General features: G+C 63.0%; 21 protein-coding genes and 1 other RNA gene. 10 read left to right on the top strand and 12 right to left on the bottom strand.

What is annotated here, in order from left to right:
- Positions 1-219: 219 nt before the first annotated feature.
- The 8 genes from cmk to gyrA form a co-directional block, all read right to left on the bottom strand.
- Positions 220-882, bottom strand: coding sequence for a (d)CMP kinase (cmk, locus tag HGB41_RS16175; RefSeq protein WP_171086257.1), 663 nt, complete (start codon positions 880-882; stop codon positions 220-222).
- Between the two features lie 58 nt (positions 883-940).
- Entirely contained in the window at positions 941-2,272 is a 1,332-nt protein-coding gene (aroA, locus tag HGB41_RS16170; protein ID WP_171086256.1) for a 3-phosphoshikimate 1-carboxyvinyltransferase, read from the bottom strand.
- Complete coding sequence (locus HGB41_RS16165; RefSeq protein ID WP_171086253.1) at positions 2,269-3,171, bottom strand: prephenate dehydrogenase; 903 nt, start codon at positions 3,169-3,171, stop codon at positions 2,269-2,271. The genes aroA and HGB41_RS16165 overlap by 4 nt, the downstream gene beginning before the upstream one ends.
- On the bottom strand, positions 3,171-4,274 hold the full coding sequence (gene hisC, locus HGB41_RS16160) for a histidinol-phosphate transaminase (protein ID WP_171086251.1): 1,104 nt from the start codon (positions 4,272-4,274) through the stop codon (positions 3,171-3,173). The genes HGB41_RS16165 and hisC overlap by 1 nt, the downstream gene beginning before the upstream one ends.
- 35 nt (positions 4,275-4,309) lie before the next feature.
- Complete coding sequence (gene pheA, locus HGB41_RS16155) at positions 4,310-5,380, bottom strand: prephenate dehydratase (protein WP_171086249.1); 1,071 nt, start codon at positions 5,378-5,380, stop codon at positions 4,310-4,312.
- Between the two features lie 188 nt (positions 5,381-5,568).
- Positions 5,569-6,666: a 3-phosphoserine/phosphohydroxythreonine transaminase gene (gene serC, locus HGB41_RS16150; RefSeq protein ID WP_171086247.1), complete on the bottom strand. Its 1,098-nt coding sequence runs from the start codon at positions 6,664-6,666 to the stop codon at positions 5,569-5,571.
- 22 nt (positions 6,667-6,688) lie between these two features.
- A complete protein-coding gene (locus HGB41_RS16145; RefSeq protein ID WP_171086246.1) occupies positions 6,689-7,237 on the bottom strand; it encodes a DUF2059 domain-containing protein in 549 nt (182 codons plus the stop codon).
- Positions 7,238-7,343: 106 nt separating this feature from the next.
- Positions 7,344-9,962 (bottom strand): DNA gyrase subunit A, encoded by a 2,619-nt coding sequence (gene gyrA / locus HGB41_RS16140; RefSeq protein ID WP_171086244.1) that lies wholly within the window; start codon positions 9,960-9,962, stop codon positions 7,344-7,346.
- A 365-nt stretch (positions 9,963-10,327) separates the two neighbouring features.
- On the opposite strand from gyrA, the gene ompA reads away from it, so the two are divergent.
- The 4 genes from ompA to HGB41_RS23865 all read left to right on the top strand — a co-directional run bounded on the left by ompA (position 10,328) and on the right by HGB41_RS23865 (position 13,564).
- Positions 10,328-11,032 carry an outer membrane protein OmpA gene (ompA, locus tag HGB41_RS16135; protein WP_171086242.1) on the top strand — a complete coding sequence of 235 codons (705 nt, stop codon included), beginning with the start codon at positions 10,328-10,330 and terminating at the stop codon, positions 11,030-11,032.
- Between the two features lie 259 nt (positions 11,033-11,291).
- Positions 11,292-11,993, top strand: a complete 702-nt coding sequence (gene ubiG, locus HGB41_RS16130; RefSeq protein WP_171086240.1) for a bifunctional 2-polyprenyl-6-hydroxyphenol methylase/3-demethylubiquinol 3-O-methyltransferase UbiG — start codon at positions 11,292-11,294, stop codon at positions 11,991-11,993.
- A 19-nt stretch (positions 11,994-12,012) separates the two neighbouring features.
- Positions 12,013-12,720 (top strand): HAD family hydrolase, encoded by a 708-nt coding sequence (locus tag HGB41_RS16125; protein WP_171086237.1) that lies wholly within the window; start codon positions 12,013-12,015, stop codon positions 12,718-12,720.
- A gap of 142 nt (positions 12,721-12,862) precedes the next feature.
- Positions 12,863-13,564, top strand: coding sequence for a glycine zipper 2TM domain-containing protein (locus HGB41_RS23865; RefSeq protein WP_171086235.1), 702 nt, complete (start codon positions 12,863-12,865; stop codon positions 13,562-13,564).
- Positions 13,565-13,598: 34 nt separating this feature from the next.
- Here the strand turns inward: HGB41_RS23865 and HGB41_RS16115 are convergent, their stop codons facing one another.
- Entirely contained in the window at positions 13,599-14,534 is a 936-nt protein-coding gene (locus HGB41_RS16115; RefSeq protein WP_229423064.1) for a class I SAM-dependent methyltransferase, read from the bottom strand.
- Positions 14,535-14,617: 83 nt separating this feature from the next.
- Here HGB41_RS16115 and ssrA point away from each other — a divergent pair.
- The 3 genes from ssrA (at position 14,618) to HGB41_RS16100 (ending at position 16,925) form a co-directional block, all read left to right on the top strand.
- Positions 14,618-14,975: a transfer-messenger RNA gene (gene ssrA / locus HGB41_RS16110) on the top strand.
- A 724-nt stretch (positions 14,976-15,699) separates the two neighbouring features.
- Positions 15,700-16,236: a PAAR domain-containing protein gene (locus HGB41_RS16105; protein ID WP_171086233.1), complete on the top strand. Its 537-nt coding sequence runs from the start codon at positions 15,700-15,702 to the stop codon at positions 16,234-16,236.
- Positions 16,233-16,925 (top strand): alpha/beta fold hydrolase, encoded by a 693-nt coding sequence (locus HGB41_RS16100; protein ID WP_171086231.1) that lies wholly within the window; start codon positions 16,233-16,235, stop codon positions 16,923-16,925. The genes HGB41_RS16105 and HGB41_RS16100 overlap by 4 nt, the downstream gene beginning before the upstream one ends.
- An 804-nt stretch (positions 16,926-17,729) precedes the next feature.
- Here the strand turns inward: HGB41_RS16100 and HGB41_RS16095 are convergent.
- From HGB41_RS16095 to tssF, 3 genes are all read right to left on the bottom strand, one after another.
- The gene (locus HGB41_RS16095) at positions 17,730-18,335 is read right to left on the bottom strand and encodes a type 1 glutamine amidotransferase domain-containing protein (RefSeq protein WP_171086229.1); all 606 of its coding nucleotides are present in this window, start codon (positions 18,333-18,335) and stop codon (positions 17,730-17,732) included.
- A gap of 116 nt (positions 18,336-18,451) precedes the next feature.
- Positions 18,452-19,450, bottom strand: a complete 999-nt coding sequence (tssG, locus tag HGB41_RS16090; protein WP_171086228.1) for a type VI secretion system baseplate subunit TssG — start codon at positions 19,448-19,450, stop codon at positions 18,452-18,454.
- Complete coding sequence (tssF, locus tag HGB41_RS16085; RefSeq protein ID WP_171086226.1) at positions 19,414-21,249, bottom strand: type VI secretion system baseplate subunit TssF; 1,836 nt, start codon at positions 21,247-21,249, stop codon at positions 19,414-19,416. Before tssF ends, tssG begins: the two co-directional genes overlap by 37 nt.
- Before the next feature lie 198 nt (positions 21,250-21,447).
- On the opposite strand from tssF, the gene HGB41_RS16080 reads away from it, so the two are divergent.
- The 3 genes from HGB41_RS16080 (at position 21,448) to HGB41_RS16070 (ending at position 26,211) form a co-directional block, all read left to right on the top strand.
- Positions 21,448-22,866 carry an MATE family efflux transporter gene (locus HGB41_RS16080; RefSeq protein ID WP_171086219.1) on the top strand — a complete coding sequence of 473 codons (1,419 nt, stop codon included), beginning with the start codon at positions 21,448-21,450 and terminating at the stop codon, positions 22,864-22,866.
- Positions 22,867-22,938: 72 nt separating this feature from the next.
- A complete protein-coding gene (locus HGB41_RS16075) occupies positions 22,939-25,170 on the top strand; it encodes a S9 family peptidase (protein ID WP_171086218.1) in 2,232 nt (743 codons plus the stop codon).
- Between the two features lie 87 nt (positions 25,171-25,257).
- Positions 25,258-26,211 carry a CE1 family esterase gene (locus HGB41_RS16070; RefSeq protein WP_171086216.1) on the top strand — a complete coding sequence of 318 codons (954 nt, stop codon included), beginning with the start codon at positions 25,258-25,260 and terminating at the stop codon, positions 26,209-26,211.
- Positions 26,212-26,217 lie beyond the last annotated feature (6 nt).

Raw genomic sequence — 26,217 nt, 5'->3', positions numbered from 1 at the left:
TTCACCACCTCTTCCAGCACGTCATCCCGGCGCAGTCGCAAACAATGCCACTGGCATTGTTTGCCCCAAGTTCCTGTGCGTTTCCCGCGGCGATGACTCGAGCCAACGATGACGCAACGAACCTGGATTCCGGCCTGCGCCGGAATGACGGTTTTTAGGCTGACAACTCCGGGCAAACCGCCATTTCTAAACTTTCAACACCAAACTCAGGCGTCGAAATCAAGCATGCGCATACCACGACAACACCTGTTCGACCGCTTCCGCAGCCGTCATATCGGAGGTATCGAGGAGATGCGCATCTGCCGCCGGGGCCAGCGGGGCGATCGCGCGCTTTGTGTCGCGTTCGTCTCGCTCCTGCAAATCCGCCAGCAGATCGTCCATATTAGCAGAAATTCCTTTGTCAATCAATTGCTTATACCTGCGCTCGGCACGTGCCTTGACGCTTGCGGTCAAGAAAACTTTTAACTTCGCGCCAGGAAATATCACGGTGCCCATGTCGCGTCCATCGGCCACCAGGCCGGGGGCTTCGCGGAAGCCCAGCTGCAGCGCGAACAGCGCATGGCGCACGGTCGGCAGCGCAGCGATCTTCGATGCGATGTTGCCAACTTCTTCCGCGCGGATCGCTGCCGTCACGTTCTCGTTGTTCAGGAACACGTCACCGCCGACAAAACGCGCAGGCAGGTGCTCGGCCAGCTTGGCGATAGCGTGCTCGTCGCGCAGCTCGACGCCGCGGCGTAGCGCCTGCAAGGCGGTCAGGCGGTACAGCGCGCCTGAGTCGAGCAGGTGAAAGCTGAGGCGCTCGGCGACGCGAGAGGCAACCGTGCCCTTGCCGGAGGCGGTCGGGCCGTCGATGGCGATCACTGGGATAGGATTGTTCGGCATATTTTTGTCAGGCGGGCAGTTGTAGGGTGGGCGGGTTTCCGCCCACGCGGTTACGTGTTCAGAATAATTCGTTCCTGGCGATACCCGCGAACGCCTCGAAATACTCGGGGAAGGTCTTGGCCACGCACTTCGGGTCGTTGATGCGCATGGCGTTGCCCCTGCGCGCCTTGCCGTCGAGAGAAGCCAGCGAGAAGCACATCGCCATCCGGTGGTCGTCGTAGGTGTCGATGGTGGCGGGCTTCAGCTGCTCGGGCGGGGTGATGCGGATGTAGTCCGGCCCCTCCTCCACTTCGGCGCCGACCTTGCGCAATTCGGTCGCCATCGCGGCCAGGCGGTCGGTTTCCTTCACGCGCCAGCTGCCGATATTGCGCAGCGTGCTCGGGCCGTCCGCATACAGCGCGGCCACCGCGATGGTCATCGCCGCGTCCGGGATGTGGTTGAAGTCGGCGTCGATGGCTTTCAATACGCCGTTCGAACGCGCCTCGATCCAGTTCTCGCCGCGGGTGACGATGGCGCCCATGCGCTCGAGCGCGTCGGCGAAGCGCACGTCGCCCTGGATGCTGTGTTCGCCCACGCCCTCGACCCGCACCGGCCCGCCGCCGATCGCGCCGGCCGCCAAAAAGTACGAGGCCGACGAGGCATCGCCCTCGACATGGATGCTGCCCGGCGAGGCGTAGCGCTGGCCCGGATGCACGGTGAACGAGGACCAGCCGTTCTGCTCCACCGTCACGCCGAAGCGGCGCATCAGGTTCAGGGTGATCTCGATATAGGGCTTGGAAATCAGCTCGCCGACCACGTCGATCGATACCGCGTGAGTGAGGGCCATCAGGGGCGCCGCCATCAGGAGCGCAGTCAGGAACTGGCTCGACACATTGCCGCGCACCGCCATGCGGTGCGCGTGGATGTGGCCACGGCGGATGCGCAGTGGCGGGAAACCGGCTTCGCCGGTGTACTCGATCTGGGCGCCGACCTCGTTCAGTGCCTCGACCAGGTCGCCGATCGGGCGTTCGTGCATGCGCGAGACGCCGTGCAGGGTGTAGTCGCCGCCGATCACGGCCAGGGCGGCGGTGAGCGGGCGGATCGCGGTGCCGGCATTGCCCATGAAGAGGTCGGCCTGGTGGACCGGCAGCACGCCGCCATTGCCGTGGACGATGACGGTGCGCTCGTCGACTTCATCCCACTTGATGCCGAGCGAACGCAGCGCCCCCAGCATCACCATGGTGTCGTCCGAGGCCAGCAGGTCGTGGATGGTGGTGGTGCCTTCGGACAGCGCCGCGAGCAGCAGCGTGCGGTTCGAGATGCTCTTGGAACCCGGCAGGCGCACCGATCCTTCGACGTGGATGACCGGCTCTAAGTCGATGTGTTCGGGGTAGTGTTTAGACTGCGTCATTCTGTGTCCTGGTGTTGCGGCGGGGGCGAGCCGGCCTCGATCGCCTCGATCCATTCGCGCCGCGCGCGCTGCGCGTTGGCGTAAACAGCTTCGAGGCCGGGACCGTCGGCGGCTGCAAGGTGGGCCCGCAATGTCGTTAATTGTGCCAGATAAGCATCGAGCTCGTGGAGCAAGGCGTCGCGGTTGGCCAGGCTGATGTCGCGCCACATCTCGGGCGAGGAGCCGGCGATGCGGGTGAAATCGCGGAAGCCGCTGGCGGCGTACTGGAACAGCATGCCCGCATGCGGCTTGGCGGCGATGTCGTCCACCAGCGCATAGGCCAGCAAATGCGGCAGGTGGCTGACTGCGGCGAACACGCGGTCGTGGTCTTGCGCGCTCAAGGTATGGATGAGCGAGCCGCACAGGCGCCAGGCGCTTGCTACGCGCTCGACGTCGCCGGCGGCGTTTTCCGGCAGCGGCGTGAGCACGGTCTTCTTGCCACGGTACAGGCCGGGCATTGCGGCATCGGGACCGTTCGATTCGCTGCCGGCGATCGGGTGGCCGGGCACGAACTGGCCGACATGCGCGCCCAATGCTGCACGTGCGGCAGCCACCACGTCGCACTTGGTACTGCCGGCGTCGGTGATGATGGTCTGCGGCTCGAGATAAGGCAGGAGCGAAGCCAGGATAGGCCCGGTCTGGCCCACGGGCGCAGCGAGCAGCACCAGGTCGGCGCCGCGCATGGCATCTTGCGGCGTGGCGCAGACTTCGTCGACGATGCCCAGCTCCAGCGCGCGTGCCATCGCGTCGGGCGAGCGCCCCAGGCCGGCCACCGTGCGCACTGCGCCGGCCTCCTTCAGCGCCAGCGCGAAGGATCCGCCGATCAGGCCGGCGCCGACGATGACGAGCCGTTCGATCATCAACCCAAGGCCTTCTTCAGCGCTTCGATGAAGGTAGCGTTCTCCTGCGGCAGGCCGATCGAGATGCGCAGCCACTGCGGCAGGCCATAGTTACCGACCGGGCGCACGATCACGCCCTGCTTGAGCAGCGCCAGGTTGACGCGTGCACCGGCCGCGTCGTCGCTGCCGACCTTGACCAGCACGAAGTTGCCGAACGACGGCACATATTCCAGGCCCAGCTCTTCAAAAGCGGCGATCATCTGCTGGTAGCCCTCGGCGTTGTTGCGGGCGCCCTTCTCCAGGAATTCCTTGTCGTTCAGCGCGGCGATCGCCGCGGCCTGCGCCAGCGAGTTGACGTTGAAAGGCTGCCGGATGCGGTTCATCAGGTCGGTCACCGCAGGCTGGGCGATGGCGAAGCCCACGCGCAGGCCGGCCAGGCCGTAGGCTTTCGAGAAGGTGCGCGAGACGACCAGGTTCGGGTATTTGCGCACCCAGGCACTCGACTCGAACTGGTGCGCCAAGGCCAGGTATTCGTTATAGGCCTCGTCGAGCACCACGACCACGTTGGCCGGGACCTTGTCCAGGAAGGCTTCGATCTGCTCGGCCGAAATGAAGGTGCCCGTCGGGTTATTCGGGTTGGCGACATAGACCAGGCGGGTGTCGGCTTCGATGGCCGCCGCCATCGCATCCAGGTCGTGGCCGTAGTCCCTGGCGGGGACCACGATCGCGCGCCCGCCCACGCCCTGGGTTGCCAGCGCATACACGGCGAAGGAATACTGCGAGTACACCACCGACTCGCCCTTCTGCACGAAGGCGTGGGCGGCGATTTCGAGGATGTCGTTGCTGCCGTTGCCCAATGTGATCCATTCGGCCGGCACGTCGTAGCGGCTTGATAACGCGGCCTTCAGCTCGAAACCGTTGGCGTCCGGGTAGCGGCCCAGGTCTGCGGCGGCCTGCGCCATCGCGGCGCGGCTCGACTCCGGCACGCCGAACGGGTTCTCGTTCGAGGCCAGCTTGACGATGCTGGCTTCGTCGAGGCCGAACTCTCTGGCGACTTCAGCGATGGGTTTGCCGGCCTGGTAAGGGGCGATGGCGCGAACGTAATCTGGACCGAATTGGGACATGGGATTCTCGAATAAAAGTAGAAATCAGGAAGCGCTCAGAGGCTTTGCGGGTAGGAACCCAGCACCTTGAAGAAAGCGGCGTTGTCTTTCAGTTCTTCCAGCGCGCGGCTGACGGCGGCATCGTGGACGTGGCCTTCGATGTCGACATAAAAATAGTATTCCCAGGTGCCGATGCGCGCCGGGCGCGATTCGAAGCGGGTCATTGACACGCCATGCTTCGCCAGCGGCGCCAGCAAATTGTAGACGGCGCCGGCCTTGTTCGGCACGGCCAGCACCACCGAGGTGTGGTCGCGGCCCGATGGGCCGGTCTGCAGGCTGCCGATCACCGCGAAGCGGGTGCGGTTGTGCGGATCGTCCTGGATGTGGGCCTGCACCACGCCGAGTTGATACTGCTCGCCCGCCATCTCGCTGGCGATCGCCGCAACCGTCGGGTCCTGGCTGGCCAGGATCGCGGCTTCGGCATTCGACGCGACGGCGCGACGCTCGATGCCGGGATGGTGCAGGTTGAGCCAGACCTGGCACTGGGCCAGCGCCTGCGAGTGTGCGCAGACGACGCTGACGCCATCCATGGAACCGGTTTTCGTCATCAGGCTGTGGTGCACGGGAATGGAGATCTCGCCGCTGATGGTAGTGGTCGTCGCCAGCATCAGGTCGAGCGTACGGTTGATCGCCCCTTCCGACGAGTTCTCGACCGGGACCACGCCGAAGTCGGCGGTGCCGGCCTCGGTAGCGCGGAACACCTCGTCGATCGACACGCAGGGCAGCGTCTCGATGGCGGTGCCGAACTGCTGGAACACGGCCTGCTCGCTGAAGGTGCCGGACGGGCCGAGATAGGCCACCGTGACGCGCTTTTCGAGTGCGCGGCAGGCCGACATGATCTCGCGGAAGATGGTCTGGACGTCCTGGTCTTTCAGCGGGCCGGGGTTGCGCTCGGCCACGCCGCGCAGCACCTGCGCTTCGCGCTCGGGGCGGAACACCGGGGCGTTGGTTTCGGCCTTGACGTGGCCGACTTCCTGGGCGACGCGGCCGCGCCGGCCCAGGAGTTCCAGGATTTGCGCGTCGATCGCATCGATCTGTTCGCGCAGGGGGGTGAGTTTTTCGGACATGTAGTTCAACCAGAAATCGGGCGTTGGCAAAATTCGCGGCGCGGCGTGAACGCGTTCTCGTAGGGTGGGCGGGTTTCCCGCCCACGCGGTGATAGTTAGCCCGTGAAAACCGTTTCGCGTCCGTGCTACCGCTGGATGAACGCGCGGGCGGCGGAGCCGCCCACCCTACGGGTCACGGCAATTCGGGCTTACCGTCCCGCGAATTCGTTCAAATAATCGACGAGGGCTTGCACCCCCTCGAGCGGCATCGCGTTGTAGATCGATGCCCGCATGCCGCCGACGGACTTGTGGCCCTTCAGTTGCAGCAGCCCGCGCGCCTTCGCGCCGGCCAGGAATTGTTCGTTCAGGGATTCGTCGCGCAGGAAGAACGGTATGTTCATGCGCGAGCGGCAGTCCAGCGCCACGCGATTCTGGTAAAAATCGTCGGCGTCCAGCGCCTCGTACAGCAGGCGCGCTTTCTCGATATTACGCTGTTCCATCGCCGCCACCCCGCCCTGCGCCTTGAGGTGGGCAAACACCAGGCCCGCGATATAGATCGCATAGGTCGGCGGCGTATTGAACATCGATTCGTGCTCGGCCACCGTCTTGTAGTGGAAGGCCGAGGGGCAGTCCGGCAGCGCATCCTCCAGCAGGTCGTCGCGCACGATCACGATGGTCAGGCCGGCCGGGCCGATATTCTTCTGGGCGCCGGCGAAGATCAGGCCGTACTGCGACACGTCGATGGTCCGCGACAGGATGTGCGAAGACATGTCGGCCACGATCGGCAGGCGTGGATCGACCTTGGGCACGAAGTTGTACTCGACTCCGTCGATGGTTTCGTTGGTGCAGATGTGGAGGTAAGCCGCGCCGGGGGTGAGGCGCCAGGTGTCCTGTGGCGGCACCGAAGTAAACCCGCCCGCTTCGCCGGATGCGGCGATGTTCACGTTGGCGTAGCGTTTAGCTTCCTTGATCGACTTGCCAGACCAGGTTCCGGTGTGGATGAAGTCGATGGTGGCCGGCTGGCCGCAGCAGCCGGCCAGGTTCATCGGGATGATGGCGTTCTGCGCCAGTCCCCCGCCCTGCATGAACAGGATCTTGTAGTTGGGCGGCACCGCCAGCAGTTCGCGCAGGTCGGCCTCGGCCTGCTTGTAGATCGAGATGAATTCCGGACCGCGGTGGCTCATCTCCATGACCGACATGCCGCTGCCGTGCCAGTCGAGCATCTCGCTCGCTGCCTGCTGCAGCACTACCTTCGGAAGCACGGCCGGTCCGGCCGAGAAATTATGGATCTGCGTGGGTTGGGCCATGCGGCGGTCCTTTCCTGTCCTGTTAGGGTTTCTGCACGTCCTGCATCACATCCTGCATCAGCTTGCCGAGACGCGGGGTCACGACACGCTGGCCGACCGCCATGCTTTCGGCCGTCAGCCGCGGGGTCACCGACAGCATCTTGCGGCCCAGAGACGTGCGGTAGAAGACGGTCAGCTCCTTGATCTCGGCAACCGTGTAGTGGGTGGCATACAGTGGCACCATTTCGGCGATCATGTCGTCGGTCAGGGTCGGATCGCGGAACAGCTTGCCGACTGCCCTGGTCACGCTCGGCAGCATCCTGTCGATTTTCGCCAGCGCTTCCTGCTTCTTCTCCGCGTTCATGCCAGGGTCGCTCTGCACGACACTCGCGAGCTGGGCGCGCATCATCGCCGGCATGGCCTTTTCCATCTCCGCAAATTGCGCGGTCATCAGCTTGCGAACTTCCATTGCATCGAGCATGGCCTTGACGGCGACGGTGGTCTGCGGGTCCGCGCCAGGTGCGGCCAGGGCGAAGGATGGGAGGGCTGCAAACGTGGCGACAGCGGCCAGGGAAACGAAGAATTTTTTCATCGGGCTCTTAAGCGGCCGGTGCAGCCGGTGACGTCGACTTGCGCACAGGCTCACCAGGCCGTGCGAAAAACAGAAGGGCTGCACGAGGCAGCCCTTCCCTTGCAGTTTACTCCGGCGCCTGTTCGAGCTCGACCTCTTCGAGGTCGGTTTCGACGATGCGCTGCAGGCCGGACAGCTTGGTGCCGTCTTCCACTGCGATCAGGGTCACGCCCTGGGTCGCGCGGCCCATCTCGCGGATCTCCGACACGCGGGTGCGGATCAACACACCGCCGGTCGTGATCAGCATGATCTCGTCGGTGGTGTCGACCAGGGTCGCGGCGACGACCTTGCCGTTACGCTCGCTGGTCTGGATCGCGATCATGCCCTTGGTGCCGCGGCCATGGCGGGTGTATTCAAGGATCGGGGTGCGCTTGCCGAAGCCGTTCTCGGTGGCCGTGAGCACCGACTGCTGCTCGTTCTCGGCCACCAGCAGCGCGATGACCTGCTGGCCTTCTTCGAGGTTCATGCCGCGCACGCCTCTAGCGGTACGGCCCATCGGGCGCACGTCGTTCTCGTCGAAGCGCACTGCCTTGCCGCCGTCCGAGAACAGCATCACGTCGTGCTGGCCGTCGGTGAGTGCGGCGCCGATCAGGAAGTCGCCTTCGTCCAGGTCGACCGCGATGATGCCGGCCTTGCGCGGGTTGCTGAAGTCCTTCAGCGGGGTTTTCTTGACGGTGCCGAGCGAAGTCGACATGAACACGTAGTGGTCTTCCGGGAAGCTGCGGTTCACGCCCGACAGCGGCAGGATCACCGTGATCTTCTCGTTGTCCTGCAGCGGGAACATGTTGACGATCGGCTTGCCGCGCGAATTGCGCGAGCCTTGCGGCACTTCCCAAACCTTCAGCCAGTACATGCGGCCGCGGTTCGAGAAGCACAGCATGTAGTCGTGCGTATTCGCGATGAACAGCTGGTCGATCCAGTCTTCGTCTTTGGTCGCCATCGCCTGCTTGCCGCGGCCGCCGCGCTTCTGGGCGCGATATTCGGCGATCGGCTGCGACTTCATGTAGCCGGTATGCGAGAGCGTGACCACCATGTCCTGCGGGGTGATCAGGTCTTCGGTATCCAGGTCGCTGGCATTGTGCTCGATGACAGAACGGCGGGTGTCCTTGCCGTTCTCGGCGTAGTCGGTCTTGATCTGGACCATCTCGTCGCTGATGATGGTCGTCACGCGTTCCGGACGCGACAGGATGTCGAGCAGGTCGGCGATGTGCGACATCACTTCCTTGTACTCGTTGACGATCTTGTCCTGCTCCAGGCCGGTGAGGCGCTGCAGGCGCATCTGCAGGATTTCCTGGGCCTGCTCGTCGGACAGCTTGTACAGGCCATCAAGCTGCATGCCGTAGTGCTTCGGCAGGTGCTCGGGACGGAAAGCCTCGACGCCGCCGATGGTGCTGCCTTCTGCGGTACGCAGCAGCATTTCGCGGACCAGGGACGAATCCCAGGCCTTCTGCATCAGTTCCACTTTCGCGATCGGCGGGGTCGGCGCGGCCTTGATGATCGCGATGAAGTCGTCGATGTTCGCCAGGGCGACTGCCAGGCCTTCGAGCATGTGGCCGCGCTCGCGCGCCTTGCGCAGCTCGAACACGGTGCGGCGGGTGACCACTTCGCGGCGGTGCGACAGGAAGCACTCGAGCATCTGCTTGAGGTTCAGCAGCTTCGGCTGGCCGTTGACCAGCGCCACCATGTTCATGCCGAAGGTGTCCTGGAGCTGGGTCTGCTTGTACAGGTTGTTCAGCACCACTTCCGGCACTTCGCCGCGCTTGAGCTCGATGACCACGCGCATGCCCGACTTGTCGGACTCGTCGCGGATGTCGCTGATGCCCTCGAGCTTCTTGTCGCGCACGTTCTCGGCGATACGCTCGAGCAGCGATTTTTTATTAACCTGGTAGGGCAGCTCGTCGATGATGATCGCGATGCGGCCGCCATCCTTGCCATACTCTTCGAAGTGGGTCTTGGCGCGCATCACCACGCGGCCGCGGCCGGTGCGGTAACCGTCGCGCACGCCCGAGACGCCATAGATGATGCCGGCAGTCGGGAAGTCCGGCGCCGGGATGATCTCGATCAGCTCGTCGATCGTGCAGTCCGGGTTGCGCAGCAGGTGCTGGGCGCCGTTGATGATCTCCGACAGGTTGTGCGGCGGGATATTCGTCGCCATGCCGACCGCGATGCCCGACGAACCGTTGATCAAGAGGTTAGGGATCTTGGTCGGCAGGACGGTCGGTTCTTTTTCCTTGCCGTCATAGTTCGGCTGGAAGTCGACCGTGTCCTTGTCGATGTCGGCCAGCAGTTCGCTCGCGATCTTGTCGAGGCGGCACTCGGTGTAACGCATCGCCGCGGCGCTGTCACCGTCGATCGAGCCGAAGTTGCCCTGCCCGTCCACCAGCGTGTAGCGCAGCGAGAAGTCCTGGGCCATGCGCACCAGCGTGTCGTAGATCGACGCGTCGCCGTGCGGGTGGTATTTACCCATGGTATCGCCAACCACGCGCGCGCACTTCACGTACGGGCGGTTGAAGTTGTAATTACTCTCGTGCATGGAGTACAGCACGCGGCGGTGCACCGGCTTGAGGCCGTCACGCACGTCCGGCAGAGCACGTCCCACGATCACGCTCATCGCGTAGTCGAGGTAGCTCTTGCGCATTTCTTCTTCTAGGGAAATGGGAACTGTTTCTTTTGCGAATTGATCCATTGGGCGGGTCGACTGCTTTCAGGCTGGTGGTGAGGTTTTTCTAACTCGTGATTCTACCATGCACCTCTTATTGCCAGCACAATTCCTCTGCAGGTCAAAAGGTGACGGCGGAGACTTCCAATATTGTCGATCCGAACATAGTGGATTTGACTCAATGTTGCGACAAAACAACGTGATGAAGAATATGCACGATGTTTGATTTAGGTGCAGTCGTACGTTTTCAGTGCATGTGGCAAAATGGACAGGAAATTAATTGTTTGTTTCACAATGCGAAGTTGACCACACGGGCGATGTGTTATTATCTTGACCACAACGCCCCGCTGCATAACGCATTGCCGCACGGAATCCACCGAAAGGAAAAGAATATGAATAAACTGGCAACTCTCCTGCTGATCGCTTCGGCCCTGGCAGGCAACGCGTTTGCACAAAGCGCGCCGCCGTATGCACCGCTGACCACCGACATCAAGGCACGCACCCCGCACAGCGCCTATGTCCAGGACAGCCGCGGCGTGATCGCCCGTAATCCTTTCGGCCTGTGCTGGCGCACCGGCTACTGGACCCCGGCTGATGCCGTGCCAGGCTGCGACGCGCCGATCTGCGTACCACCGGAGAAACTGGAAAACGGCAAGTGCGTCGCTCCGCCGCCACCGCCGCCACCTCCTGTTGCTGAACCGGCTCCTGCGCCAGCGCCGGCGCCAGTGCCGACTTCGGAAAAAGTGTCCTACTCGGCCGATGCCTTCTTCGATTTCGACAAGGCCGTGCTCAAGCCAGCCGGCAAGGCAGCGCTGGACGACCTGAGCTCGAAGCTGGGCGACATGAACCTGGAAGTCATCATTGCCGTCGGCCACACCGACTCGATCGGCACCGATGCCTACAACCAGAAGCTGTCGATCCGCCGCGCTGAAGCCGTCAAGACCTACCTGAAGGGCAAGGGCGTGGAAGAAAACCGCATCTATACCGAAGGCAAGGGCGAGAAGCAACCGGAAGCCGACAACAAGTCGTCCGCCGGCCGCGCCAAGAACCGCCGCGTGGAGATCGAAGTCGTCGGTACCCGTACCGTCAACAAGTAATCCCGGCTGTTGCCAATGAGCCCCGCTACGGCGGGGTTTTTTTCGTTTTATTGGCAGCGCGTACGCCATTGATGGGGTACGAACTTCGATTCCGGCCTTCGCCGGGATGACGTAAATTAGTAATCGTTTGCGAACGTCACTCGAATCCTGCACCCTCGAGACCGCCGCACCGGCGCAGGCCGGTGCCCAAGTTTTGCTACTCCATCCACACGCTTATTTTCCGCGCCGCAACTCAATCCATTTCCAGTATTATCCGCCTATGACCACGAACGCAGACCCCTTAGAAATCCAGAAATTCAGCGAGCTGGCCCACCGCTGGTGGGACCCGACGTCTGAATTCCGTCCGCTACATGAAATCAATCCACTGCGCCTGGAGTGGATCAACGCGCGTGCCCCGCTGCATGGCAAGAACGTGATCGACATCGGCTGCGGCGGCGGCGTGCTGTCCGAAGCGATGGCGCGCAAGGGAGCCAAAGTCACCGGCATCGACCTGTCCAAGAAGGCATTGAAAGTGGCCGACCTGCACAGCCTGGAGTCCGGCGTCGAAGTCCGCTACAAGCTCATCGCTGCCGAAGACATGGCCCTTGAAGAAGAAGGCCAGTTCGACGTCGTCACCTGCATGGAAATGCTCGAGCACGTGCCGGATCCGGCCTCGATCGTGCTGGCCGCCGCCAGGCTGGTAAAACCGGGTGGCCGCGTGTTCTTCTCGACCCTGAACCGCAACCCGAAGTCCTACCTGTTCGCCGTCATTGGTGCGGAATACATCCTGCGCATGCTGCCGCGCGGCACCCACGACTACGGCAAGTTCATCACGCCGGCCGAACTGTCGCAATATGCGCGCCTGGCCGGCCTGCAGGTCGATGGCCTGAAAGGCCTGACCTACAATCCGCTCACCAAGATTTATTCGCTCAACAACGACACCGATGTGAACTACATGGTGGCGTGCAGCAAACCTCTTTGATCCTGCCTTTCATTTTCCTATGACTCTTCCGACCTTCCTGCCTGCACCGCGTGCCGTCCTGTTCGACCTCGATGGCACCCTGGCCGACACCGCGCCCGACCTCGCGGCCGCCGTCAACTGGCTGCGCACCGAGCGCGGTTTGCCGCCGACGCCGTATGCGGTGCTGCGACCTACGGCCTCGGCCGGCGCGCGCGGCATGATCGGCGCCGCCTTCGGCCTCGGTCCGGGCGACGAGGGTTACGAAGAGCTGCGCCTGCAGTGGTTCGACCGCTACCAGGACAATATGGCCGTGCACAGCTCGCTGTTCGGCGGCATCGCCGAACTGCTGGCGGGCATCGAACAGGCCGGCATGGCCTGGGGCGTCGTTACCAACAAGCCGGCGCGCTTCACCGATCCGCTGATCCCCCAGATCGGCCTGTCGCATGCGGGCTGCGTGGTGTCGGGCGACACCACGCCGCGCGCCAAGCCGCATCCGGACCCGCTGCTCGAAGGCGCGCGCCGCCTCGGCGTCGATCCGCAGCATTGCTGGTACGTGGGCGACGACAAGCGCGACATCGAAGCCGGCCAGGCGGCGGGGATGGTCACCGTGGCCTGCAACTGGGGCTATTGCGGCGCCATCGAACCCTCCACCTGGGGCGCCGACTACCTGCTCGACACCCCGACCGACCTGCTGCAGACGCTGCGCACCGTCGTGGACACCGCACGCATTGCCGAACGCGCGGCCTGAATTCCTTCGAACTGGCGGGCCAGACTACCTCTGGCCCCGCTTACACATCCTTACGATTGATACAGGCTTCGGTCTATCCTTTGGACCAGCCTGCCAGTAATCTACTCCCATACAACAACACATTGTCTTCTAGGAGCAGAACATGGAAACCACCGCACGCCTCAACCGTATTCATCCACTGATGGCAGCTGCCGCCGCCTCGGTCGTGATCGTCAGCCTGACCGGCGCCGCCGCCATCACCGGCCTGCTCCCGACCTCGAAGAGCGCCCCGGACGCGCAAGCCGCCCTGGCAGCCGCATCGCCCTACGGCATGCAGCAGCCAGGCATGGTCCCGATGACCAATGCCCAGGGGCAGCTCGTGATGGTACCGGCCGCAGCCGTGCAAGGCCAGATGGCGACGCCGCTGGCGGCCACCCAGGTCACGCCGCAGATGGCGATGCAGCTGGCAGCCGGTCCTCAGCAGCTTAATCCGCAGCTTCAAGCGCAGCAGATGGCCATGCCGCTGGCGGGCCAGCAGCTTGCCTACGTGCAGGCAGCCCAGCCGGCCCCGGTGGTCGTGAAGGAAGTGATCAGGGAAAAGCCGGTGGTGCGCGTGGTCGAGAAAACCCGTGTGGTGCACCATCACCACACGGCCAAGGCCACCCGCGCCAGCGAGCCGCGCTACTACCCGCAGCCTGCTCCGGCACCTGCCCAGCCGAATTATGTCGGCATCGGCACCGGCGCCGTCATTGGCGGCCTGATCGGTAACCAGATCGGCGGCGGCAACGGCAAGAAGCTCGCTACCGTGGCCGGCGTGATCGGCGGCGGCCTGCTCGGCAACGAGATCGCTAATCGCAACCGGTAAGCCGCTCCCTACTCCCCAAGAACCGCAGGCGATCTCAGCCTGCGGTTTTTTTTCGGAAAATGCAGACGATGATGTCGCTCGGGAAGATCTTCAGGACGGGAATCGCGCACATGATGGCGATGTACTGCACCCACAGCGACACGGGCGAGACATTGCCCGCGCAGCTCAGGCGCTCGCGCAAGCCCTTGGCGCGCAGGGCCGGCAGCTCGGCGCTGTCGACCAGCTCGAAGCCACGCCCCGCCACCAGTTTAGACAGGTTGGCCGGGCTGAAATAATGCACGTGTGGCGACGGCAGGTCTTTCTGCCACAGGCGCTCGAAGGGCGTACGCCAGCCCAGCCGGGCGATAAATTTTGACAACTGGTAAAAAAACCCGCTGCTGCTGGGAAGGTTGAGGATCAGGATCCCTTCGCGATCCAGGCGCTGGCGGCAGGCCTCGAGCGCGCTGCCGATGTCCGGGATGTGTTCGATGACGTCGTTGAACACGATCACGTCGAAACGTTCGTCATCGCGCAGCACATCCGGGAAAAAGCCCGCCCGTACCGGCAGGCCCCGCGCGGCAGCGCGCGATCCCACCACCGCGTCGGGCTCGACGCCGAGCACGTCGAAATCGTCGCGCGCCGTTTCCAGGAACCAGCCATGGGCGCTGCCCACGTCGAGCAGCCGCCGTGCCCCTGGCCGCGCATGCCGCTTGGCGTACTGGACGATCGCGCGGAAATTCTCGAGTCGCAGCGCCTTCAGGCCAGCTTCGCGCTCTGCCTCATTGACCTCGGGGCCCGTATGCTCATTGATTGCAACGGACAGGGCCGCGCTCTCATAGTGGCAGGCCGGACAGGTGGCATGCCATGCAGCAAGCCCTGCTGTTTGAGGATTACCGCAGACGATACAAACCATTGCCATTCCTTGACGAGGGACTAAAAGCGGATCGGGTAACCCGGCAATGATATGGTAGTTCCGGCATGCTTTGAGCATATTCGTGAACTGCTTGACATCTGCCTCGATGTGCGCGGCTGCGCTGCGTGCGCAGGCAAATTGGAGTACAATGAAGATTCGTTGGGGGCGACCTGGTTTCGACGTGGGTTGCGAAGCAGCGCAGGGCATACCGAGGACTGGTTACCTCGTAAATACATCCAGAAAATCAATAACTGCAAACGATAACTCGTACGCACTCGCAGCTTAATTGCTGCTAGCTCTACAACACCTCGCCCCTGGGGTGGCCGCAAGGCAGTAGAGTCATTTACAGGGGCTCGCAGTAGGCTGGGTTACTTAGTCGACTGTTAAATAATAGGTAACTCGCTTGTACAAAGGGTGCACATCCCCGTTGTCCAGGTTAAATTAATTGATAGTGCTAAGTATGTAGAACTGTCTGTAGAGTGCTTGCGGACGCGGGTTCGATTCCCGCCGCCTCCACCAAGTATGCAAAAAACCGCCTCGGCGGTTTTTTTTCGTCGGCGCCAGCTGCGGCGGGAATTGAACCCGCGGGACGCGGGGGATTTCCGGGATTTCGGGGAGCACCGCTCCCCGCCGGAAATCCGACTTGCGCTTGCAAGCGCAAGGCTCTCCGATTCGTCTGACTGAAGGGAAGTCGCGCAGCGATTCCCGCCGCCTCCACCAAGTATGCAAAAAGCCGCCGCGGCGGTTTTTTTTCGTCGGCGCCAACTGCGGCGGGAATTGAACCCGCGGGACGCGGGGGATTTCCGGGATTGCAGGGAGCACCGCTCCCCGCCGGAAATCCGACTTGCGCTTGCAAGCGCAAGGCTCTCCGATTCGTCTGACTGGAGGGAAGTCGCGCAGCGATTGCCTTCCGACTCCACTACGCGCAGGTGCGCGGCGCAGCTCGCGCGTCATCTCTCACCTTCAGCCATCTACAAGGCTGTGTTTCATTGTCAGTGAAGCGCTTGTGTCGAAATGTCGGACCTGCCCCCCATACTGCTGCAAGCGGGCCAGGCACCGCTTTTTCACGGCCCTTCCTACCCTTGCCTCTCGGCGCGAGCCCTCCAGCTAGTTGAACAAGACGACAGCAAAAATCGACGCTTCGTTGATCACTCAGGTGTCACTCGACATTTCCCAAAACCGTCAAACGCGGCCGGCCATCCCTCCACTACATTAGGCATCTGACGTCAGGGAGGGACTGCGCATGAACATCGTCGGGTGGATTCGGAAAGGAGACCAGGCTGCATGCGGCGGCGTCGTGGCCGAGGGCGAACCGACCTTCACGCACAGCGGGCAAGCCTTCACCTTCCAAGGCGCGAAAATGTCCTGTCAAAAAAACTGCGTCATTTCCGAAGGATTCGCCGGCTCGATACTCTCCAACTCTCGCTGCCGGGTGCTGCACGGCATGAAGACCGCGGCCGGCTGCCCTCTCCTTTCTACCCTCAACGGTCGGGATGGCGTCAGCGACGCATCCGACACGATGCCGCCCGTTCGATTCGTGCGAAATGATTCTGGCGAATGGGCCGGCAAGACCAATGAAGGATACGACCAGCATTTCCTGCTACGTGACCAGCAGACCGGTCAGCTCCTTTGCAATCGCCACTATCGTCTTACGTTCAATGGACAAACCGTCGAGGGGAAAACTGACGCGGGCGGGAAGACCGCCAAGGTCGCGGCCGATGACCCGTCCGAAGTGTGTATTGAGATAATGCCAGAGGGCTACACCGGAGCAACTGCATGACCTCGGCGCCGGTTCCATACGTCACGGCGAAAGCTGCGATGACACTGAAATCCGACACCACGCCCATCACCATCAAGGTTAATAAACCACGAGGGACAATTTATTGGGGCGGGGCTGGATTAGACGGCCCATACATTTCCGATCAAGTAGCTGCATTTCAAACTGTCGGCATTCAACATGTTGTTCGAGGAACCAGAACTTATACCATGCCGGTAGACTCTATACGTTCGGGCCTGAGCGTTCGGTACCGGGATAGCCCAATCGACGAGGACTGGCATATTCACGGAATGGAATATAACTCAGCACCGCAATTCAATATGATTGGCTACTCTTACGGAAGTTTGGTCGCCGCACAAACGGCTCAATTTTATGCCCATAACGGGCATATCGTTGACCATTTGATCCTTGTCGGAAGCCCGATCGATAGAGAATTCCTGGAGCTCTTAAAGAAGCAAGAGAATATAAGAAAAATTGTCGTCAAAAATCTGAGGGAACATGGAGACCCAATATACGCCGGAATTTCACAAATTCCTCTTTTGCTTTCTGTGCCCTGCCTCTACCGGCAACTGAAGAAGACCAAGGATACTGGCGAGGGAACCGGTCATTTTTATTATGCGAGTACAAGTGCAGACGGAGCCAGAAGAAGGCTTGATCTGGCGAAATTCATCTACGGCCATGGGCTCAGATGAATACGAAGCTTGCACTTAAGGCTATGGGCATAGGCTTGGCCTCCATAAGCTTCGCGCTGCAATTTTATGTAGTCCTGTTTATCGTATCCGAGCTATTTACCTTCGGGAGTGTAGGTTTTCCTTCAGGGCTCGCTTACGGTGCAAGTCTACCGTTCTCCTTGGCCACATATCTAAGCGCATGGGCAATAATGTACAGCGCGCGAATTGACATCTCTTTGAAAAAAACTCACGCCATATTCTTTGGCTCACATGTTTTTATCTGGCTTTGCATGTTTTCCTTTCCTGGCACGTTCGCCCCACGATAACGATTTTAATCAATCAATATGAAGTTTACCCTGAAAACAGTCGCAGCTTGCCTCGTTTTTGTCAGCCTGGGAATTCAGGCCTATATCCTTTTTATACTTTTTCCGAATTAATTATCTTGCACCACACTGGAGTTATCACCGCTTTTGCTTACAGCTCAGTCTCCTATTTTCAGTGCCAACTTATGGCGCCGCCGTGATTCTTATTTACTGCGCAGACATTCGACTCCGCATGAGATGGATTCATGGATGTTATCTTTGGTCACATTTATTCATCCTGACCTGCATGTTCACCTTACCCGGCAACTTTGTATAAAATTTGCGCACAATGCAAATGCCTGCAGATCGAGCACCGTAACGCCAACCTTTGAAAACGCTGGGAATTCACCTACAGAAAGCGTTTCCGTAGCAATCAGCCGCAAGCGAGCGGCACAAAAAAATGGCGCCCCTGTTTCTCAAGGCGCCATTCAGGCAGCTGACAATCGACTGACACAGCAAAAGCCTACGACGTCGGGCCCGGATCCGACCCCGCCTGCTGCATCACCATCAACTCCTTCATCAGCGCATCATTGAACGCCGGGATATCCGCCGGCTTGCGGCTCGTGATCAGCTTGCCGTCAACCACCACTTCGTCATCGGTCCACTCCGCCCCCGCATTGACCAGGTCATCCTTGATCGCCGCATAGCTGGTCAGGTGCCTGGACTCCGCAATGCCCGCATCGATCAGCGGCCACGGGCCGTGGCAGATCGCGGCGATCGTCTTGTCCGCATCGTCGAAGGCCTTGATGAAGGCGATCGCTTCAGGAATCTGGCGCAGCCGCTTGGGGTTTTCCTCGCCGCCGGGCAGCAGCAGCGCGTCGAAATCGGCCGCATCCGCCTGCGACAGGCTCAGCTCCACCCTGAACTTGTCGCCCTGCTGGTCGTGGTTCATGCCCTGTACTTCCTCGCCGGCCTGCTTCGGCGAAACCAGGGTGACCTGCACGCCCTTCTGCTCGAGAAAACTGCGCGGTCCGGTGTATTCGACCTGCTCGACGCCATCGGTCATGAGGACCGCCACGCGCCGTCCCTTCAGGTCTTTTTCGCTCACCAGGTCTGCTTCTTCGCCCATATATCCTCCCGTTGGTTCATTCAATCGTTGACAACGATTGTAGGTCGCCTGCTTCTGAGGCGTCGCGCGGAAGGCGTGCGTAAAGTACGGAAAAAAACGCCGGATGAAAGAGCGGGCTACAGCAGGTAACAGACGTCGTCGCGGTCGCGCCGGTTCGCGCGCGTGCTCAGGAAGCCGTCCAGCCCGAGGCGCGTCAATCCGTCCAGGCTGGCGCCGATCACGTCTTCGCGCCGCAGGATCACCTGCAGTTCGCGGTAGGGAATGTCGATGGCGAACTGGTCGAGCAAGGCGGCGATGGCGCGGGCGCCGCTGGCGCCCGGCAAGAAGCGCTGGAACACGGTGCCGGGCACCGGCCCGACGCGGATCCGGATACCGAGCTCGGGCCGGGGCAGCCGGTCGCCGAGGGTGGCGCCGATGCCGACCTCGCAGTTGTTCGCGCCTAATTTACTGCGCTGGTCCAGGCCAAGCATGTCCGAGCCGCCGGTGAACTGCTCCACCTTGACCGGCACCTGCAGGTATTCGCCCAGCACGCCCGCGACCAGGCCCGCCGACACCACACGGCTGCGCAACTGGGCGGCAAAATAGGCCAGGCTCTCGGAGGACAGCCCGGCTTCGAGCTGCGCGTGGCCGGCGACGCCGCCCAGCGCCGCGAGCTGGGCGAGGAAGCGGTCGCGATTGCGCTCGTCCGGCCCGCCGCGCACGCGGTACTTGCACCAGGCGCGGTAGAACAGCGCCACCTGCCGGTTCGAGAACGCGTCGTAGAAGGCGCGCGGGCCTTCGTCGCGCGTGGCATGCTCCCATTCGCCGATGCGTTCAGTGTAGTGCAGCGGCAGCGTGCCGTTCACGCCGAGCAGGCCCATCACCGCCGTGCGCAGGCGCACCCGTGTGGAACCGTCTTCCAGCGCATCGAGCGCGAGCGACTCGATTTCGCTCGTGGGAAAAGCCAGCGACAGGCTGTTCTCGAAACGGACGCTTGATTCCAGCGAGCCCCCGCCACCGTGGCGCTGGAGCCAGCGCGCCAGCAGCCTGACCGCCTGGAACAGCTCGACCTGCCAGGGTTCCTCGAGCAGCCGGTCGATCACACCAGGGTCAGGCTGCCGTTGCGGGGATCGCATCGCAGTAACTCCCGGTCCGACTGGCTTGACCGCACCACCAGCCTGGTGAAGCTGTTGATGTGCACGTACAGGCCGAAGAAGCGGTTGACCACCTCGGCGAACACCACCAGGCTGGCGCCGGCGAAGGCCTCCTCGTCGACCGTCATGCGCACTTCAAGGCCGTGCACCAGCGTGGCGCCGATCTTGTTGCGGATCCAGGCCGTGGACGGCAGGGTCTGCAATTCGGTAATGCCGGCGATCTGGCGCTGGGTCGCGGCCGAGCGCGAGACGTCATACAGGGTCAACACTTCACGCAAGGCGTCGAGGTCGCCCAGCGAACGGTGGTTGAGGGCCAGCTGGGCGACCAGGCGCCAGTGCGCGCCCCCGGACGATGGAAAACGGTGCGGGGGCGTGGGTTTGCGCAGCAGGTGGATCGGCAGGCCGCTGGTGGCGGTCTCGCTCATCAGGTCGCCCCCTGGCGCGCCCACGCCGACCGTGGTCGCATGCGCGCCATTGGTGCAGGTCAGGTCGATCGAGGCTACGCATTGCTCGTCGGCCGTCAGCGAAAAGCCGGCATCCGTGAACCCGATCTTCATGCGTTGGCGGTGCAGGCCGCGGTCGTCGCGCCGCGCGAACCAGTAGCGCTCGCGCAGTTCGCCGCCCTCGCCATGCCGCAAGCCGTAATAAGGCCGGTACTCCAGCAACTGCACCCTGCTCTCTACCGTGCGCAGCACGGTGACGGCGTCGATACTGTAAACCTCGACATACTCTTCGTGGCGCCCGGGCACGACATCGTACATTGCCGTGCGGTGGGTAATACGCACCGGCATGGCCGCCTGGTGGAACAGGTTGACCACCGGCGCGCAGCCGGGCACCAGGTGCTGCGCCCCCAGGCTGCCGAGCAGCCGCGCAGCGCCGGTGTCGCCGTGCAGGCCATTCACGATCAGGTGCAGGGTAAAGCGGTGCGCTACGGGGGGCAGCAGCGGCGCCAGCTTGCCCAGGTCGATGTCGATGAAATGGAATTTCTCCGGGAAGGCGAAGTATTCGCTCAGCAACCGGTAGGCGCCGTGCTCGCTCTGGCGCAGCGGCACCAGGGCATCGTCGTCGCCAAAGCCGCCCAGGGCCAGCGGCACGCGTTCCAGCGGGCGCCAGCTACCTGGGTCGCCGGTCTCCAGGTAGCTGGCGCCGACGCGCATGAACAGGGTATCGAGCAGCGCGGCCGCCAGCAGAGGATCGGCATCGAGATAGAGGCGCAGGCGCGGCATGCCTTGCTGGTGCAGCAGCCGGACCGGCGCCGCGCTCTCGATGGTCAGCGTCACCTGTCCGCTCGCGCGTGCCGGCAAGCGCAGGTTGGCAGGCGCATGCACCACCGGCTCGTAGCGTGCGCCTGCCACGCTAAGGGGCGCCAGCGTCACCGGGCTCGCGGTGCGGAAGCGGCAAGCCGTGCCCTTGCCGTGCAGTGCGCTCATCTCGGTGCCGCGCGGTACGGCCTGCACGCCCTCGCCCTTGCCGGGTGCGTGCGGCCCCGGCTCCATGCCCACGCGCGCGATCGAACACGAGGGTATGCCCTGCAGGAAGTACGGATACAGGCTGCCCAGCAGGGCTTCGGTGAACTCCGGGTAGTCGTCGTCGAGTTTCTTCGAGGTGCGGGCATTGAGCAGGGCGCAGGCCTGGATCAGGCGCCGAATATGCGGGTCTTCGCTGCCATCCGCACCCATGCCGAGCTCGCTCGCCAGGCGCGGGTACTGGCTCGCCAGCTCGCGTCCGACCGTATTCAGGTAAACCAGTTCACGTTCGTAATACGGCAGCAGTTCTTCCATGGTGCACTCCTGTCATGACACCCTAAGGTGGTGCAGTTTTGCGCAGGCGTTCTTGTGCATGCTCAACAACCGATGAGCAACTGATCTATCCGGCTTGCATGAGGCGCTAGCAAATGCGTGCAAGCACAGCCAAGCCGTCGCGCCAACTTGTCGCTGAGTCAGTAAAATGGCGGGCTCCCCGATACCGATACCGTCCAGATGACCGCCACCACCACCCCTGCCACGACCGCCCCGGTCCGTGCCGAGATCGCCACACTGTGGCGCCTGTCCTGGCCCATGCTGGTCGGCCAGCTGGCGACCGTGGGCATGGGCGTGGCCGACGTGGCGATGACCGGGCACGTCAGCGCCGAAGAACTGGCCGCCGTCTCGCTCGGCACCTCGGTGTGGTCGATCGTGCTGGTCACCGTGATGGGCACGATGATGGCGATTAACACCGTGGTCGCGCACGAGATCGGCGCGGCGCGCTATGACCAGATCCCGCACTCCGTGCGCCAGTCGCTGTGGAAAGGCGCGCTCGTCGGCCTGGTGGCCTGCCTGTTCGCCAACCTGTGCACGCTGCTGTTCGACCACGTCGGGCTGGAGCAGCCGGTCGCCGACCGCGCCTCGCTGTTCCTGCACGTGATCAGCCTCGGCATGCCGGCCTTCGCCTGCTACCGCGCGCTGTACGGCTACACCACCAGCATCAACCAGACCATCCCGATCATGTGGATCGCGATCTTCGGCCTGCTGTTCAACGTGGCCTCGAACTGGCTGCTGGTCTACGGCAACTGGGGCTTCCCGGCACTGGGCGCGGTTGGCTGTGCGGTCTCCACCGCAGTGGGCATGTGGCTGATGCTCGGCGCCATGGTCTTCTGGATCAAATATTCGCCAGCTTATCGCCTCACCTACCCCTTCACTGGCTGGGAAGGCCCGGACTGGACCGAAATCGGGCAGATGCTGCGCCTGGGCCTGCCCATCGGCGTCACCTATTTCGCCGAAGTCAGCGCCTTCGGCCTGATCAGCCTGCTGGTGGCACGCTTTGGCGTGGTGGCAGTGTCTTCGCACCAGGTCGCGCTGAACTTTGCTTCGCTGGTGTTCATGGTGCCGCTCAGCTTTTCGATCGGCATGATGACGCGGGTCGGCCAGGCCATGGGCGAAGGCAGTCCCGAACGGGCGCGCTTCGTCGGCTGGGTCGGTGTGGGCATGTCGGTTGCCTTCGGGGCGTTGTCGGCCCTGTTCATCGCGCTGTTCCGCTGGGAGATCGCGGCGATGTACACCTCCGATCCGGCGGTGCAGGCGGCCTGCGCCCACTTGCTGCTGTTCGCGGCGCTGTTCCAGCTGTCCGACGCCACCCAGGTGGCGACCGCCTCGGCCATCCGCGGCTACCAGGTGACGCGCCCGCCCATGATCATCCAGTTGGTCGCCTTCTGGGGCGTATCGCTGCCGCTGGGCTGCATCCTCGGGCTGGCGCCGCAATGGTTCCCCTGGGTGCCGGCCGCGCCGATGCAGACCACCGGTTTCTGGATCGGCCTGGTCGTGGCCCTGACCATCGCGGCGGTGCTGCTGACCTGGTCGTTCGAACAGGTCGCGCGCCAGCGCATCCGCGAGGGTGCGGCGGCGCGCAAACCCGCGGTGTAATTACAGCTTTTCAAGGGGGACTCTGGTATCGTTCCGCAGTTGTAGCAAATTAACTTACATCAGAGACATTTAATGCGCCCTCACCTGTTCCTCCTGGCTGCTTTCGCTGCCAACCTCGCGGCCGCTCCCGCATCGGCTGAACGCCTGACGCTGGACCGTATCTACGGCGACACCGCCCTGGCCGGCGCCAGCGTGAAGACCCTGCGCGTGTCGCCGGACGGCGAACGCGTCACCTTCCTGCGCGGCCGTGCCGACAACCAGTACCAGCAGGACCTGTGGGAATACAACATGAAGACCAAGAGCACCCAGCGCCTGGTCGATTCCAAGCGCCTGGTGCCGAACGAGGAACTGTCGCTGGAAGAAAAAGCGCGCCGCGAGCGCGCCCGCACTGCAGGCCTGTCGGGCATCATCGCCTATTACTGGTCGCCGGACGGCAAGCAGTTGCTGGTGCCGATCGGTGGAGACCTGTTCCTGGTCGATGCCGCAAGGCCGGACGCACCGCGCAAGGTCGCGTCGGGCAACGTGACCGACCCGAAGATTTCGCCGAAGGGCCGCTACGTCTCCTTCGTGCGCAACCAGAACCTGGTCGTGATCGACCTGCAGACCGGCGCCGAGCGCCAGCTGACGCTTGATGGCAAAGGCACCATCCACAACGGCGAAGCCGAGTTCGTCGCGCAGGAAGAGATGGACCAGCATACCGGTTACTACTGGGCGCCGGACGATTCCGCGATTGCCTACCGCCGCTATGATGAGAAACCCGTTCCGGTGGTGCGCCGCTTCGAGATCTTTGCCGACCGCACCGAAGTGATCGACCAGCACTACCCTGCTGCCGGCGACCCGAACGTCCTGATCGAGCTGATGATGGTCAACCCGGCCACCGGCCAGCAGCGCAAGGTCGACCTCGGTCCTGAAAAAGACATCTACCTGGTGCGCGCCGACTTCAGCGCCGACGCCAAAACCCTGGTATACCAGCGCCAGACCCGCGACCAGAAGCGCCTCGACCTGGTGGCGGTCGACGTCGACACCCTGGCCCAGCGCCCGCTGCTGAGCGAGACCTCGAAGACCTGGGTCGAGATCAATAACGACCTGCGCTTCCTGAAGAACAAGAAGGCCTTCATCTGGGCTTCCGAGCGCAGCGGCCGCAAGCACCTGTATGTCTACGGCCTCGATGGCAAGCTGCAGTACCCGCTGTCGAAAGGCGACTGGGGCGTGGACAACGTGCTGGCGGTCGACGAAGCCGCCGGCCGCGTCTACATCTCGTCGGGCAAGGACGCGATGATCGACAAGCAGACCTATGCGCTCAAGCTCGATGGCAGCAATGCCGGCAGCCCGGTCCGCATCACGGCCGGCGACGGCTGGCACGAAGCGGCGTTCGCGGGCAACGGCAAGATCTTTGTCGACACCTGGTCGAACCCGAACACCCCGCCACAGGTGTCGATCCGCCGCGCCGACGGCAGCATGGTGGAGTGGCTGGAAAAGAACGAGCTGAACGCGAACCACCCGTACGCCAAGCACGTCGCCGACCACCTGCCGACCGAGTACGGCACGATGAAGGCCAAGGATGGCCAGACCCTGCATTATTCGATCATCAAGCCGGCCGGTTTCGATGCGAGCAAGCGCTACCCGGTCTTCCTGTTCACCTACGGCGGCCCGCACTCGCAGCGCGTCACCCGCGCCTGGGGCAATTATTTTGACCAGTACATGGCGCAGCAGGGCTTCGTGGTGTTCCGCCTCGATAACCGCGGCTCGGGCCGCCGCGAACGCGCCTTCACCGACGCCCTCTACAACGACCTCGGCAAGGTCGAGGTCGAAGACCAGGTGGCAGGCGTCGACTGGCTGGCCAAGCAAAGCTTCGTCGATCCGAAGCGCATCGGCGTGTTTGGCTGGAGCTACGGCGGCTACATGACCCTGCGCCTGCTGGCGGCAGCATCCGACAAGATCGCGATGGGCGTGTCGGTGGCGCCGGTGACCGACTGGGCGCTGTATGACACCCACTACACCGAGCGCTACGTCGGCGGCACGCCGAAATCCGACCCGGAAGCCTACAAGCGCAGCGGTGTGTTCGCCCACCTGGACGGCATGAAGTCGCCCCTGCTCCTGATCCACGGCATGGCCGACGATAACGTCCTGTTCACCAACACCACGCGCCTGATCGACGAGCTGGTCAAGCGCAACGTGCAGTTCGAGCTGATGACCTATCCGGGCGCCAAGCACGGCATCTCGGGCAAGGTCAACCAGCGCCACGTGTACGGGATGATCGAAGGGTTCTTCAAGAAGAACCTGGGTGGCGTGCAGGCGAAATAAGCCGGCGTCATTGCAAGTAGACGAAGCAGCCGCGCGCACACCGCGGCTGTTTTTTTGCCCTCATGATGTGTGGTTCATGGAATGCCAATGCGATTCAAACGCCTGCTGAAAGCCGCTTTCTACGGAACCAGCGCCAGTTCTGCGCCCAGCCTGCAGCCGGTGCCGGCAAGCCTCGATCGTCCTGAAGGCAGGCGCGACTACCTGATCGCCACGCCGGGCAAGCCGGCCACAGTCAAGCGGGCGCTGGTCGTGGTGCTGCACGGCGCCGGCGCTTCGCCGGAACAGGTATTGGGCATGGCCTTCCCGCCCTCTCCCCTGTCCCTGTGGCTGGAAATCGCCGCGCGCGAAGACCTGGTCGTCGCCGCGCCTGGTGCAGGCAAAGGTGGCTGGAGCGATTGTTTCGCCAGCGACGCGCGCGTTGCCAGGAAAGACGATGTCGCCTTCATCGCTGCCCTCATCGACCTTGCCATTTCCGGGCACGAGGTCGATCCCGGCCGCGTCTATGTCATCGGCGTCTCGCGCGGTGGCCACATGGCCTACCGCGTGGCCACCGAGATTCCGCACAAGCTGGCTGCATTCTCGGCCGTGCTGGCCTCCATGCCGCCGCCGGGCCGGGCCCGGATGCCCGCACTGCCGCTTCCGGCCCTGGTATTCGGGTGCACTGCCGATCCCCTGATGCCCTATCACGGAGGCAAATTCTTCTACACACTGGGTTTTGCGGATCCGGTGGGCAGCATCGAGGATGGCGTGACGGTATGGCGCGAGCTGGCCGGCCTGCCTGCCGAGCCTGAGGTGGTGCGGATCGCCAAGCGCAAGGACTCGGACAAGACCACTGCCACCCGCTTCATGTGGGGCGACGGCAAGAAGGGGCTGCAAGTGGGCCTGTACAGGATCGAAGGCGGCGGCCATGTGGAGCCGAGCCGGCTCAAGCGCTACCCGGCCTTCATCCAGGCACTGGTCGGCCGGCAGAACGCCGATGTCGAGGTTGCGGAGGCAGCCTGGGAATTTTTCAGGGACAAACGGGCCGGCATGGGTTCCTGACCCAAC

The organism is Telluria aromaticivorans (genome assembly GCF_013003915.1).
GTDB classification, from domain to species: domain Bacteria; phylum Pseudomonadota; class Gammaproteobacteria; order Burkholderiales; family Burkholderiaceae_D; genus Telluria; species Telluria aromaticivorans.
This window is presented reverse-complemented; position numbering and strand designations above follow the sequence as displayed.